This is a genomic window from Streptococcus oralis (assembly GCF_001579525.1).
GTDB classification, from domain to species: Bacteria; Bacillota; Bacilli; order Lactobacillales; family Streptococcaceae; genus Streptococcus; species Streptococcus oralis_M.
Window position 1 is genome coordinate 206,966 of sequence record NZ_LQZC01000011.1, and the last position, 13,442, is coordinate 220,407.

General features: G+C 42.5%; 13 protein-coding genes. 6 read left to right on the plus strand and 7 right to left on the minus strand.

What is annotated here, in order from left to right; translation table 11 throughout:
* Positions 1–54: 54 nt before the first annotated feature.
* Together SORDD25_RS07715 and ruvA are read right to left on the minus strand one after the other, a co-directional pair.
* A complete protein-coding gene (locus SORDD25_RS07715) occupies positions 55–618 on the minus strand; it encodes a DNA-3-methyladenine glycosylase I (protein ID WP_061853230.1) in 564 nt (187 codons plus the stop codon).
* Between the two features lie 9 nt (positions 619–627).
* Positions 628–1,221 carry a Holliday junction branch migration protein RuvA gene (ruvA, locus tag SORDD25_RS07720; RefSeq protein ID WP_061853231.1) on the minus strand — a complete coding sequence of 198 codons (594 nt, stop codon included), beginning with the start codon at positions 1,219–1,221 and terminating at the stop codon, positions 628–630.
* A gap of 159 nt (positions 1,222–1,380) precedes the next feature.
* Here ruvA and SORDD25_RS07725 point away from each other — a divergent pair, with 159 nt between their 5' ends.
* Positions 1,381–1,878, plus strand: coding sequence for a helix-turn-helix domain-containing protein (locus SORDD25_RS07725; protein ID WP_061853365.1), 498 nt, complete (start codon positions 1,381–1,383; stop codon positions 1,876–1,878).
* Positions 1,879–2,028: 150 nt separating this feature from the next.
* On the opposite strand, the gene mutL is transcribed toward SORDD25_RS07725, so the two are convergent.
* A complete protein-coding gene (gene mutL, locus SORDD25_RS07730; RefSeq protein ID WP_061853232.1) occupies positions 2,029–3,978 on the minus strand; it encodes a DNA mismatch repair endonuclease MutL in 1,950 nt (649 codons plus the stop codon).
* A gap of 208 nt (positions 3,979–4,186) precedes the next feature.
* On the opposite strand from mutL, the gene SORDD25_RS07735 reads away from it, so the two are divergent.
* Together SORDD25_RS07735 and SORDD25_RS07740 are read left to right on the plus strand one after the other, a co-directional pair.
* Positions 4,187–4,627: a LytTR family DNA-binding domain-containing protein gene (locus SORDD25_RS07735; protein WP_061853233.1), complete on the plus strand. Its 441-nt coding sequence runs from the start codon at positions 4,187–4,189 to the stop codon at positions 4,625–4,627.
* Positions 4,628–4,634: 7 nt separating this feature from the next.
* Complete coding sequence (locus SORDD25_RS07740) at positions 4,635–5,081, plus strand: DUF3021 domain-containing protein (protein ID WP_061853234.1); 447 nt, start codon at positions 4,635–4,637, stop codon at positions 5,079–5,081.
* Between the two features lie 38 nt (positions 5,082–5,119).
* Here SORDD25_RS07740 and mutS read toward each other — a convergent pair whose 3' ends face one another.
* Positions 5,120–7,654: a DNA mismatch repair protein MutS gene (gene mutS / locus SORDD25_RS07745; protein WP_061853235.1), complete on the minus strand. Its 2,535-nt coding sequence runs from the start codon at positions 7,652–7,654 to the stop codon at positions 5,120–5,122.
* Between the two features lie 50 nt (positions 7,655–7,704).
* Positions 7,705–8,151 (minus strand): arginine repressor, encoded by a 447-nt coding sequence (argR, locus tag SORDD25_RS07750; RefSeq protein WP_001231483.1) that lies wholly within the window; start codon positions 8,149–8,151, stop codon positions 7,705–7,707.
* A 154-nt stretch (positions 8,152–8,305) separates the two neighbouring features.
* On the opposite strand from argR, the gene argS reads away from it, so the two are divergent.
* From argS to SORDD25_RS07765, 3 genes are all read left to right on the plus strand, one after another.
* Entirely contained in the window at positions 8,306–9,997 is a 1,692-nt protein-coding gene (argS, locus tag SORDD25_RS07755; RefSeq protein WP_061853236.1) for an arginine--tRNA ligase, read from the plus strand.
* 558 nt (positions 9,998–10,555) lie between these two features.
* A complete protein-coding gene (locus tag SORDD25_RS07760) occupies positions 10,556–10,801 on the plus strand; it encodes a hypothetical protein (protein WP_000084865.1) in 246 nt (81 codons plus the stop codon).
* 214 nt (positions 10,802–11,015) lie between these two features.
* On the plus strand, positions 11,016–12,278 hold the full coding sequence (locus SORDD25_RS07765) for an NRAMP family divalent metal transporter (RefSeq protein WP_061853237.1): 1,263 nt from the start codon (positions 11,016–11,018) through the stop codon (positions 12,276–12,278).
* Positions 12,279–12,358: 80 nt separating this feature from the next.
* On the opposite strand, the gene nrdI is transcribed toward SORDD25_RS07765, so the two are convergent.
* Together nrdI and SORDD25_RS07775 are read right to left on the minus strand one after the other, a co-directional pair.
* Positions 12,359–12,829, minus strand: a complete 471-nt coding sequence (nrdI, locus tag SORDD25_RS07770; RefSeq protein ID WP_061853238.1) for a class Ib ribonucleoside-diphosphate reductase assembly flavoprotein NrdI — start codon at positions 12,827–12,829, stop codon at positions 12,359–12,361.
* 76 nt (positions 12,830–12,905) lie between these two features.
* The gene (locus SORDD25_RS07775; RefSeq protein ID WP_061853239.1) at positions 12,906–13,439 is read right to left on the minus strand and encodes an ABC transporter permease; all 534 of its coding nucleotides are present in this window, start codon (positions 13,437–13,439) and stop codon (positions 12,906–12,908) included.
* Positions 13,440–13,442 lie beyond the last annotated feature (3 nt).

The window sequence follows — 13,442 nt, forward strand, 5'->3', positions numbered from 1 at the left end:
AGATAATTTTCTCAGCTTTTTCTATTTTCTCAGATAGTTAGACGCTTGGACTCACTAATTTCCGTTTTTCCACTCACAATCATTCTCGTGGTCATCAACTAGGCCTGCAGCCTGTAAAAAAGATAAAACTGCGACTGGACCTGTAAACTTGAAGCCTCGTTTTTTAAGATCTTTGGCTAATTTTTCAGACAAGGCTGTTTTAGCAGGTGCTAGGTGATAGTCGGGAACATCATTGATGATGGTTTGTCCATCGACAAAAGACCAGAGGTAGGCGTCAAAAGAGCCATATTCTTCCTGTAGTCGTAAAAATGCTTGGGCGTTAGAGCGTGTAGCAAAAATCTTGGCTCTATTTCGAATGATAGCTGGATTCTCCAGTAAGGCTTCCAATTCGGTATCGGTCATCTCTGCGACTGCATGAATTTGATAGCCATGAAATGCTTCTCGGAAAGCCTGGCGTTTGTTTAGTACCGTTTCCCAAGACAGACCAGCCTGATAAGTCTCCATACAGAGCAGTTCAAAAAGAGCGCGGTCATCATGAAGGGGTTGGCCCCACTCTTCATCATGATAGGCTACATATAAAGGGTTGTTCATTTTAACCCAACCACAGCGTTTTGTCATAAAAATCTCCTATTTCACCAACATCTTAAGGGCCGACTTGATATAGTTCTCAGCTGTATCTGTCGTTCCTTCAAAGAATTTCTTAATTTTCTTGAGCTCAGTCGCCTTGTAGCCTAGCGCCAACATGGCCTCCATAGCTTCTTCCAGTTCTTGGTTTTCAACGCTGGTTTGCACTGCGACCTTGGAAGGAAGGTCATCACTAGCCACAACTACCTTGCCTTCCAAGTCCAGCACCATCTGTTGGGCTGTTTTCTTGCCAATTTTAGGGAACTTAGTCAAGTAGGTAATATTCTTGGTTTCAATGGCTTGAACCAAGCCAGCATTGTCATCGGCAGCAATAATAGCAAGAGCTGATACAGGACCAATCCCAGATACTGAAATCAGACTGAGAAAGAGCTTCTTCTCGTCTTCTGATCGAAAACCATAAAGCAGATGGGCATCCTCACGGACAACTTGGTGCACATAAATCTGAGTTTCTTGGTTAACCTGACCTGAGTAAGCATAAGGATTGGCTACATGCAAGATATAGCCGATACCATTTGCCTCAAGGACAATATATTTAGCAGTGATTTTGGTAATGATTCCTTTTAGATATTCGTACATAATTTTTTCTCCATTATTTTGCCTATCTAGTATACCATATTTCCCCAAGACAGACTGCAACAAAAGGTGCAACCTCTAGTTGACAAATAGTACAAGAGATTGTATTCTCATTATAAGTAAAAATTGTTAGGATAGAAGTAGAAAAAGGAGGAGAGTATGATGAAACTCGCAGAAAAACTATTTGAGCTCCGAAAGGAAAAAGGTTGGTCCCAGGAAAAGCTAGCAGAACAAATCAACGTTTCTCGGCAAAGCATCTCAAAATGGGAGTCTGGTCAAGTTCTTCCTGAAATCGAAAAAATCATTGAATTAAGCAAGATTTTCCAAGTGACAACTGACTATCTACTACTGGATGAAAACTCTGAAAAAGGGTCCTCAGAAGTGATCGTGGAAGAAGACAAGGACAAATACTATAAAGAGGTTAAATCCTTTGGTCTCTGGCAGGTGATTTATATTTTCGTATTGGCTCTAGCTATCTATCTCTTTTTAGCCGGTTCTAGTTTTCCAGCCGAGTTCACCGCCTGGATTTGGCTGACCTTCGTTCTCTTGATTGCTTCAGCGATTGCTATCAGCAAGGCTCTCAAAACCAAACAACGTTATCTTGATAAAGTGATTGGTCTTAAGAATCCTTCCGACAAAGACGACTCTACAAAACCTTGAATCACCTAATTGAGTTTTCGCAATATTTTTTAGAACTGGTCTTGTCAAGCAAGTGTAAACCTCATGTCAACTTGCCCAAGTCCAATCAAAGTTCCCACCTTAGAAAAACTAAAAAGCCTTGTTCAAAAGGAACAAAGGCTTTTTGTGTTCTTAATATTTCCCCAACTCACGAAGACTCGTATGATTTTCCTGAATGCGTCGGAACATTTTTTCCATATCCGACTTGGTGAAATGTACCAACACAGGACGGCCATGTGGACAGTTGTAAGGGTTATCACATTGAGAGAGCTGATAGAGGAGTTGTCTAGCTGCATGGTCATCGATACGATGGTTGGCCTTGATAGACCGCTTGCAGGACATCATGATTGCCAGCTCTGCTCGGTATTTCTTGATCGAAACTTCCTTGGTCAAGAGCAGCATGTCGCACATCTCATAGATACCAGACTCGATTTCTTCCTCTGCCATCCAAATAGGATGTTCACGCAGGATGAATTGATTTTCTCCGTACTCTGCTAAAAAGACACCCACTTCCTCTAAGAGAGGCATTCTTTCCCTGAGACGAAGGGCATCATCTGCTGGGAATTCAAAGATGTAGGGCACTAGGAGTTGTTGCTGACTCTGGTCAACATTGCCGATGCTTTCACGGTATTCCTCGTACTTAACCCTTTCCTGAGCCGCATGCTGGTCAATGATATAGAGTCCATCTCGCCCTTGGGCAAAGAGATAGGTCCCGTGCATTTGTCCGAAAAACTCCAACTCTGGGAAGCTCGATGCTTCTTCTCGCTCCAGCTTGTCATAAGCCTTATCGAGGCTAGCAAGATCTAACTCTGGATGGTCTAGTTGGTCGTAGTTAGCAGGCTTTCTCTCTGCAAAATGCAGTTTTGCGGGCTTGGTTAGCTGGTCCAAGGTTTCCTTGGCAAACAGGGTTAGGTCCCTACCCTCATCAGTCAATTCTACCTGGTGATCAGCCACCTCAGCTTGACTAGGTTTTGAGAGTTCTGTTTTTTCATAGTAAAGCGTATTTTCTTTGAGTGGGAGAATGGTCTGCTCCACCTTTTGACGATTACGCACGGTCGACTTGGCAAGATTTTCTAAAGCATCAGGAATCAAGGCTTGTTCCTTGAGACTATTTGAAATAGCTTCTGAAAGCAGCGCCATCAGTTCTCTTTCCTTAGAAATCCGCACTTCTTGTTTGGTTGGATGCACATTGACATCAGCTAGATAGGGGTCGATATGGATGTGAATGACAGCCAGTGGAAAACGCCCTACCATGAGCTTGCTTCCATAACCGTCAAGAATAGCGCGATTGAGCAAGAAGTTCTTGATATAGCGGCCATTGATGAAGAGGCTGATATAGTTACGATTTGCTCGGGTTAACTCAGGCAGAGACACAAAACCTGTAATTTCGAAATCTAAGTCAGAGTTCTCAATGGCAATCATCTTCTTAGCACTTGCCAAACCATAAATTCCTGCGATGGCTTGACGCAGTTGACCAGTTCCAGCTGTTCGTGTCATTTCCTTGCCATCACTAATCAAACTGAAGGAAATCTCAGGATGAGCCAATCCCAGACGGTTGACAATATCAATGATATGAGACAACTCCGCTTGCTGGCTCTTCATATACTTGAGACGGGCAGGCGTGTTGAAAAAGAGGTCCTCCACACAAACTTTGGTCCCCACAGGACTAGTCGCTGGGATGACTTCCTCAACTTCTCCCCCACGCGCAACGAGCTTGGTCCCATGACTCGCACCATCCACCGCCGTCAACAAAGTCAAGACACTGACAGAAGCGATAGAAGGCAGGGCTTCACCTCGAAATCCGAGCGTCCGAATCCGAAAGAGATCTGCTTGATTTTTTATCTTACTGGTCGCATGGCGACGCAAGGCCAATTCCACCTCATCGTGGGCAATTCCATGACCATTATCTGTGATTTGAATCTTCTTGAGACCAGCTTCTTCAATCTCAATGATAATCTGGCTAGAACCCGCATCAATGGCATTTTCTACCAACTCTTTGACCACACTGGCAGGACGTTCAATGACCTCTCCTGCCGCTATCTGGTTTGCCAACACTTCTGGCAATTCAATAATATGAGACATCTTTCAGCCCCTTTCTGTATCTATTTTCCTAGAAATTGATTAGTGCTATTATACCATATTTCAGATGTTACCAGAAAAAGCAAATGCCACATAGACGCTAAATCTGTCCACATAGGCAAAAGCTCTTGCCATGGGTCGTAAAATAGTGTTTAATAAAGGTGTACAAGAAGTGATCACAATTTTGTATGAAATATAAGGAGAGAAATTTATGAAAGTAGAACTACAGATTAAAGAGACTTACGAGGAGGAAAAGCTGATTGTCCAAACTCCTCAGCCGACCGAAAAAGTCCAGAAAGTCATCGAGTTCGCAGAAAATCTTGACCAAAAAGAAACAATCAAAGGAAAGATTGATGATCAGGTCTATCTAGTTAAGATTGGTAAGATACAACGCTTCTATATCGAGAATCGCAAGGTTCTAGCAGAAACTGCATCTCAGACCTATACCATTGATTTGCGTCTCTATCAGGTTCTTGAAATTCTGCCGACAACTTTTATCCAAATTTCCCAATCAGAAATCGTCAATATCGACTCCATCTCTCATCTCAAACTCACTCCCAACGGCCTGGTTGAAATTTTCTTAAAAAACGAAAGCTTCACTTACTCTTCACGCCGTTACCTAAAAACCATCAAGGAGAAATTAGAACTATGAAAAACAAATCTTTCACGATGCAGCCGCTGGTGTTCTTATCGGTCTCATCCTCTCTATCCTCTTTTCACTCATTTATGCACCAAATACCTACGCTCCACTTAGTCCCGATTCTCTAGTCGGACAAGTGATGATGCAACATCAGGTTCACGGTGCTCTGGTCTTGCTCTACTGCACGATTATCTGGTCAGCTATCGGCGTTCTCTTTAGCTTTGGCAGTCGCTTATTCAGCCGTGACTGGAGCTTGCTCCGTGCCACACTTTCCCATTTCTTACTCATGCTGGCTGGCTTTGTTCCACTAGCAACTCTGGCTGGTTGGTTCCCCTTCCACTGGACCTTCTATCTCCAGCTCATTCCAGAGTTTGCGATTGTCTACCTTATCATCTGGACTATCCTCTATAAAAGAGAAGCTAAAAAAGTGGACCACATCAATCAACTTTTGGCCCATAAAAAGTAAAGAAAAACCCACTCACAAATACATGAGTGGGATTCTTTTTATAATTTTTGTTTGAACTCAACTAAGACATTCATAGCCTGCATAGGTGTCATATTGTAAACATCCAGTTTAGCTAATTCTGCTAGGATAGGATGTTCTTCAGGCGCATCAAAGAGAGAAATCTGTTCCGTGACGGCGCTAGTTTGCCTCATCGGAGCTGGGCTTTCTTGTCCCTGACTCTCCAGTTGTGTCAAAATCTTATCCGCTCTTGCTAAAAGTTCTCCTGGTAAGCCAGCAATCTTAGCAACGTGGATACCATAGGATTTGTCAGCTGGTCCTGGTTCGATCTTGTGAAGGAAGGTGACCTGCCCATCCTGCTCCAAGGTTGCCACATGAACATTGACCAAGTGTTCCAAACTGGACTCCAGACTGGTCAACTCATGGTAATGGGTGGCAAAGAGGGTCTTGGCTCCGATATGCTCATGGATGTATTCGATGATGGACTGGGCTAAAGCCATGCCATCATAAGTTGCCGTTCCTCGACCTAACTCATCAAAGAGAATCAAGGAATTCTTGGTCGCATGCGAAATGGCATTGTTGGCCTCCATCATCTCCACCATAAAGGTTGATTGACCTGAAACCAAGTCATCTGCCGCTCCGATGCGAGTAAAGATAGCATCAAAGATAGGCAAATAGGCGCTTTCTGCCGGCACATAAGAACCCAGCTGGGCCATAACCGCAGTCATGGCTAGCTGGCGCATGTAGGTAGACTTCCCGCTCATGTTGGGCCCTGTAATCAATTGAATGCTGGTATCTTCTGACATCTGGATACTGTTTGGAATGTAGGTCTGCGCTCCCATAACCTTTTCAACGACAGCATGGCGTCCTTTCTGGATAGCGATTTGGGAATCCTCTCCAAACTCAGGTCGAATCAAATGCTGGGTTTCAGCCACAACTGCTAGACTTTGCAAGACATCAACTGTCGCAATTCCTTGGGCTAGAGCCTGCAAGCGCTGGATATACTTGCTGACTTCCTCACGGATGCGCATAAAGATTTCGTACTCTAGATTAGCTGACTTCTCACGCGCCTCCAACATATCCCCCTCGATACGGGCTAATTCCTCAGTACCAAAGCGCTCCGAGTTTTTCAGTGTTGCCTTGCGGAAAAAGTGGGCTGGCACATTTCCCAGTTGCGAATTAGTCACATGGAAATAGTAACCGTCCTTTTTATTGTAGTCGATCTTAAGCGTGCTGATGCCAGAGTTTTCTCTCTCCTTAGCCTCAATCTCAGCAATCCAGCTAGTCCCTTCTCTGAGCACACGACGGTACTTGTCTAAGGTCTCATCAAATCCCGTACGGATAATGCCCCCTTCCGTAATCACGTGAGGAGCTTCAGGAGCAATCGCTGCGCTAATCAAGCTCTCCAACTCAGGAATGGCATCCAACTGTGCGATAAGATAGCCCAGGGCAGGTTGCTCCATGCCTTCTAAAATCGCTCGAATCCGTGGCACACTAGATAAGGTAGTCGCCAGTTGCAAGAGATCCTTTGGATTGGTCTTGCCAAAAGAAACCCGACTAGCCAAACGTTCGATGTCATAAACACCCTTGAGACTGTCTGTCAAATCACTGCGCTCAAAGAAGTGATCAAGAAAGACCTGCACCACCTCTTGACGTTGGATGATTCGCTCCTTATCAATCAAAGGACGATGGATCCAAGAACGCAAGAGTCGCATCCCCATAGCTGTTTTGGTTTCATCCAAAAGCCAGAAAAGACTGCCTTGCTTCTTGCCTGAACGGGCATTCTCAACCAAATCCAAACTAGCCTTGGTCGCATAGTCCATCTGTAAGAAATCTTTGATTTCATAGCGGATAACAGGTTTGAGATGGTTCAATTCCCGCATCTGGGTACGGTGAACATACTGGAGCAGCTTACTAGCTGCCGCTTGCTCCACAGCTGCCAAACGTGGATCCAGTAAATGAATATCCTCAAAGCCTTCCTTCTCATAAGAAAGCACCAGATTCATCTGACGGCTGAGGATTTGTTCTTCTTCCTCAGACAAGTTATAACCCAGCACCACTTCTCGAGCCTTGAGATTGCGAATTTCCCCACAAACCAGCGTAAAATCCAATAGCCCCGTCACATAGAAGTCACCCGTCACTAGGTCCATATAAGCCAGGCCAAATTGACTGACATCACGGTCTATAGCAACCAAGAAATTGTTCTGACTGTCTGGCTTACTGCTATCGACGACCGTTCCAGGTGTGATGACCTGAACCACCTCTCGCTTGACAACCCCAACTGCCTGTTTAGGATCTTCCATCTGCTCGGCAATGGCCACCTTATAGCCCTGCTCGATCAATACGTCGATATACTGCTGGGCAGAATGATAGGGGACGCCCGCCATGGGTATCGGATTTTCTGCATTTTTATTCCGACTCGTTAAGGAAATTTCTAAAATTTGTGCTGCATTGATTGCATCTTCATAGAACAACTCGTAAAAATCACCCATCCGAAAAAGCAAAAAAGCATCTGGGTATTGTTTCTTAATATCCACATACTGTTGCATGCCGGGTGATAACTTTTCTGTTGCCATTTTCCGTCTCTCCTTGCTAAAAATAAGTCTTGAGAGCACCTCCCAAGACCTTATTTATCTTTCATCAAATCTAGCAAACGATCTTCCATCAGCTTGGCAACGTGCTGGTCTCGACAAATAACCAATAAGGTATTAGCACCAGCAACCGTTCCTAAAATCCATTCATCCTTGTTTGCATCTACAATGTTTGCTAAGACTGCAGCTTCCCCAAGTTTGGTATGAAGTACCAAGGTGAATTCAGCTCTTGCAACTCCTTCTAAATGATGAGACAAAAACTCAACTAAATCAATCTTATCTGTCTCATTTGCTAGTACATAATACACCATATCATTTTTCTTAACCTTGGTCAAGCCGATTTCACGCAAATCACGTGACAAAGTCGTTTGTGTCACATAAACATTACGAGCTTCTAAACGATCTTGAATCTCTTTTTGTGTCCCAAGTTTTTCTTCGGTGATCATCTTTTTAATCAATTGATGCCGTTCTCTTTTTCTCATATTATCCTCTTGAGTGAATATTTATAACAAATTTTACATTTATTTTATAACTACATTATACCAAAAAAAATAGATAATTCAAAAAAATTCTTTTCTTTCTCAAAAAATGTAGTAAATTGTGTTAAAATAGTAAAAAAGCCCAAAAGGAGCCCTTATGAATACAAAAGAATTGATTGCTAGCGAGTTGGCTAGCGTCGTTGATAGCCTGGACCAAGAGGCTATTTTAAATTTACTGGAAACACCTAAAAACTCAGAAATGGGAGACATCGCCTTCCCTGCCTTTTCTCTAGCAAAGGTCGAGCGTAAAGCTCCGCAAATGATTGCAGCAGATATTGCTGAAAAAATCAATAGTCAAGCCTTTGAAAAGGTTGTCGCTACTGGACCTTACGTCAACTTTTTCCTCGATAAATCTGCTATTTCGGCTCAGGTATTACAGGATGTTATCACTGAAAAAGATCACTATGCTGACCAAACCATTGGCAAGCAAGAAAATGTCGTTATCGATATGTCTAGTCCAAATATCGCAAAACCATTCTCTATTGGTCACCTGCGCTCAACGGTTATCGGAGATAGCTTGTCACATATTTTCCAAAAAATCGGCTATCAAACGGTCAAGGTCAACCATTTGGGAGACTGGGGCAAACAGTTTGGAATGTTGATCGTTGCCTACAAGAAATGGGGAAATGAGGAAGCCGTTAAAGCGCATCCAATCGATGAACTTCTTAAACTCTACGTTCGCATCAATGCTGAAGCTGAAAAAGACCCTAGCTTGGATGAAGAAGCACGCGAATGGTTCCGCAAACTGGAAAATGGAGATGAGGAAGCCTTAGCTCTCTGGCAATGGTTCCGTGATGAAAGTTTAGTGGAATTCAACCGCCTTTACAATGAATTACAAGTCGAATTTGACAGCTACAACGGAGAAGCCTTTTACAATGATAAGATGGATGCTGTTGTAGACATTCTCGCTGAAAAAGGACTTCTTGTTGAGTCAGAAGGGGCCCAAGTTGTCAATCTTGAGAAATATGGAATTGAACATCCAGCTCTTATCAAAAAATCTGATGGTGCAACTCTCTATATCACACGTGACTTAGCTGCAGCCCTTTACCGTAAAAACGAATACCAATTTGCAAAATCCATCTATGTTGTTGGTCAAGAGCAATCTGCCCACTTCAAACAACTCAAGGCAGTACTACAAGAGATGGGCTACGATTGGAGCCAAGACATTGTCCATGTTCCGTTTGGATTGGTAACAAAAGAAGGGAAAAAACTCTCTACTCGTAAAGGAAATGTCATCTTGCTAGAACCGACTATCGCTGAGGCTGTTAGTCGTGCCAAGGCCCAAATCGAAGCGAAAAATCCTGAGTTAGAAAATAAAGACCAGGTTGCCCATGCTGTTGGAGTTGGGGCTATCAAGTTCTATGATCTTAAGACCGACCGTACAAATGGATATGACTTCGACCTTGAAGCTATGGTATCCTTTGAAGGAGAAACTGGACCTTACGTTCAATACGCCTACGCTCGTATCCAATCTATCTTGCGCAAAGCCGATTTCAAACCAGATACAGCTGGCAACTACAGCTTGAATGATGCTGAAAGCTGGGAAATCATAAAACTACTCCAAGACTTTCCACGTATTATCAATCGTGCAGCAGATAACTTTGAACCTTCTATCATTGCGAAATTTGCGATTAGTTTGGCTCAAGCCTTTAACAAATATTATGCACATACACGCATCTTGGATGAAAGCCCTGAACGGAACAGCCGTCTAGCCCTCAGCTACGCAACTGCAGTCGTTCTCAAAGAAGCTCTTCGTTTGCTCGGAGTAGAAGCGCCGGAGAAGATGTGATTCAGTACTAACAATTGGAACTAAAGTTCCTAATTGTTAGACGCTAGCCGCTATATGCGGACTAGCTAACTGCTTCACTAATTCACCTAACCAAATAATATCGATTTGGTTAGGCTCATGTCGTAATCTTTTAATCACTTTATTGTAAAGCAGTCTAAGTAACTATGGTGATTGGACTTGGTGCTTCACTAGTAAAGAAACATAAATATTGTCGATTTATGTTTCTTTACGTCGTAACCAGAGACACTTGCCTAAACACCTCACTAAATTGGTCAATCAAATCATATTGATTGTATGTAATCTTTCAGATCACTTGATTGCAAAGCAATCTAAGCAACGAATGTCAAAGCCTATCATGGATTTGGTTAGGCGCTTCACTAACTTGTCAAACTAAATAACATCGATTTAGTTTGATTTAGGTTCTAATCTTTTAAATTACTTGAAAGCAATCTGAAAGATTGAGGCAAAATAACATTTATATTTTGTTCGGCGTTGCAGCTGTTCAATGAAACAATTTATTCTCTTTTACTATTTCTTTATCATACTGGGAGATTCCTTATGAGCCAATATGCTTATATTCTCGTTGTACTTAGCTTGGTTTTCCTTTTTCTGCTCAATAAGTACGAGAAGGAAAGACTTCAAAGACTCTACCAAGAGCAACTCTTGAAGGACGAGACATTTAGGTCTGACATCAAAGAGAAAATTCACACGACTGAAAATATCAATGATGTCATTGCACATATCAATAAAACTTACCATCTGGGAATGTTGCTCTCAAAAGACGTTACAGATCAATTGAAATAATCAAAATCCGAGAAGAAAGCTTCTCGGATTTTTTATTCACCCTAGTCAACATCATCCCCTTGAAACAGTCACAGTTATTTTCATATGATTTTTGTGAATTTTTCAGGATTTTCTAACTTTTTTCAAAATATTCTTGCATTTCTTTTAAGTTTTTTGTAGAATAGAAGCTACCTATTCAGATTATTCTGAAAATTCAAAAACGGGAGCATCTATTATGTCACAAGTTACTTTATCAAACCAGTCAACCTGGGCAAGCAAACTAAAGGCAATGGGGCCAGGTATCCTAATGGCTTCTGCCGCCGTTGGAGGTTCTCACATCGTATCCTCCACTCAAGCTGGTGGTTCTTATGGTTGGTCACTACTCCTATTGGTTATCTTGGCCAATGTTTTTAAATATCCATTTTTCCGTTTTGGTGCAGAATATACTGCTGATACTGGTAAAACCTTGGTCGAAGGCTACGCTGAAAAAGGGAAACTCTATCTCTGGATTTTCTTTATCCTCAATGTCTTTTCTGCTATGGTCAACACAGCCGGGGTCGCTATCCTTTGCTCAGCCATCATCGCTAGCGCTTTTCCAATGATCGGTCTTAGCATCACTCAATGGTCCCTCATCCTTGTTGCAGTCATTTGGGCCATGCTACTCTTTGGTGGCTACAAACTGTTGGATGGTATGGCAAAATGGATCATGTCTGCTTTGACTATTGCAACTGTTCTTGCAGTTATCATTGCAGCAATTAAGCATCCAGAATACAGCTCTGATTTTGTCGAGAAGACACCTTGGCAAATGGCAGCCCTCCCTTTTATCGTTTCCCTCCTAGGATGGATGCCTGCCCCTATTGAAATTTCAGCCATCAACTCACTCTGGTCTGCTGAAAAGAAAAAGACTGTCAACTTTAATACAGAGGACGCCCTTTTCGACTTTAACGTTGGTTACATTGGAACTGCTATCCTGGCTGTATTCTTTGTAGCACTCGGAGCACTCATTCAGTATCCTACAGGACAAGCAGTTGAGGCCGCTTCAGCCAAATACATCTCTCAATTCGTGGGTATGTATGCCTCTGTTCTTGGAGAATGGTCCCGTTATTTGATTACCTTTATCGCCTTTCTCTGTATCTTTGGAACAGTCATCACCGTTATCGATGGCTACTCTCGTGTCAATCAGGAATCGCTACGACTCTTGATTCGTCAAAAAGAAGATTCTCGCAAATCTTTGAACATCTGGATGACCATTACCGCTATCATTGGTATCGTCATCATCAAATTCTTTGCTGGTCAAGTTTCTACCATGCTTCGCTTTGCCATGATCGGTTCTTTCCTGACAACACCATTCTTCGCTCTTTTGAACTATGTATTGGTGACACGTGAGAATAAAAATCTTCCTTCCTGGCTAAAACTCCTCGCTATCGCAGGGTTGATTTTCCTCTTTGGCTTTGCTATTTTCTTTATCTATGCACTTGCCATCGGAAAAGCAGGATAGTATATAAATGGCACCCTTACGGGGTGCTTTTTGCATACACAAAAAGCAGTTGAAATTCTCAACTGCCCCTCAGTACTACTTTATTTTTCTGTTTCTAACTCATACAAATCCGCAATAATCGCTGCGACCTTTTTAATATCTCCCAGCATGCCACGCATTTCAAAGTCTGCTAGGACCGGGAAGCCAAAGCGCTGGCTATACTGCTTGGCTGTCAGGCAGTATTGATTGTTAAAATTGCGGTTACCGGAACCCACTACCCCAAAACACTTACTAGCATTGTCTCCATAGGCGATAAAGTCGCCCACTGGAGTCGTAAGAATCTCAACATCGCCGTTATCGACACCATTTCCACCTTCCAGATAGGTCGGCAAGAAAGCGACATAGGGATGCTCCATTTCAAAGAATTCTTGGGCTTCCTTGACCAAATCCTTGATATGGATTTTTTGGACCTCAATCCCTTCGTACTGGGACAAGAGATAGTCCTTGAGTCGGGTTACAAAACTTTCTGTATTCCCACTCAGACTGATATAGACTAAGGATATTTTTTTCATGTTGACCTCGATTTTTTGTTTACGATTTAAAAAGAACTACCAAGATTGTAACTTGATAGTTCTTTTTTGTCAATACTTAGGCAACTTCTTCTGCTTCGGTTTCTTCGGCCAAATCTTTTTGTTGGCGCCACATCTTGTAAAAGACTAAGGCTAAAAAGAGGACATTAATGATGATGAACAAAACATTCGTTCCTTGTGCTAATGCTCCCATTCCTAAGCCGAGAGTAGTATCTTTGATTAATTGAACCGCATCTTGAACGTTCATATAGCTATAAACCAAACCAACAATCGCTAGTAGAACATAGCCAATATAAGCATAGTTTGCGAATTGCACATTTTTACGTAGGAGAAATACAAAGGCTACTACAACTAAAATTGCAGATAAAACAATCAACAACGTATTAAAAATAGAGTGCGATGACGCTGTTACTTGGTAAGTATAGTTAACCGTGTCTTCTATTTGCTGAGCAGTAAGGGACCCACTATTCGCCAGGCTAGCACGAAGAGCATCTTTACTTGGCAATGGACTCAAGATTCCAAATAGTGACATAGATGAAATGAGGGCTGATAGGACTAACAAAACCCAAAGATAAATAGGATTCTTTTTCATGTT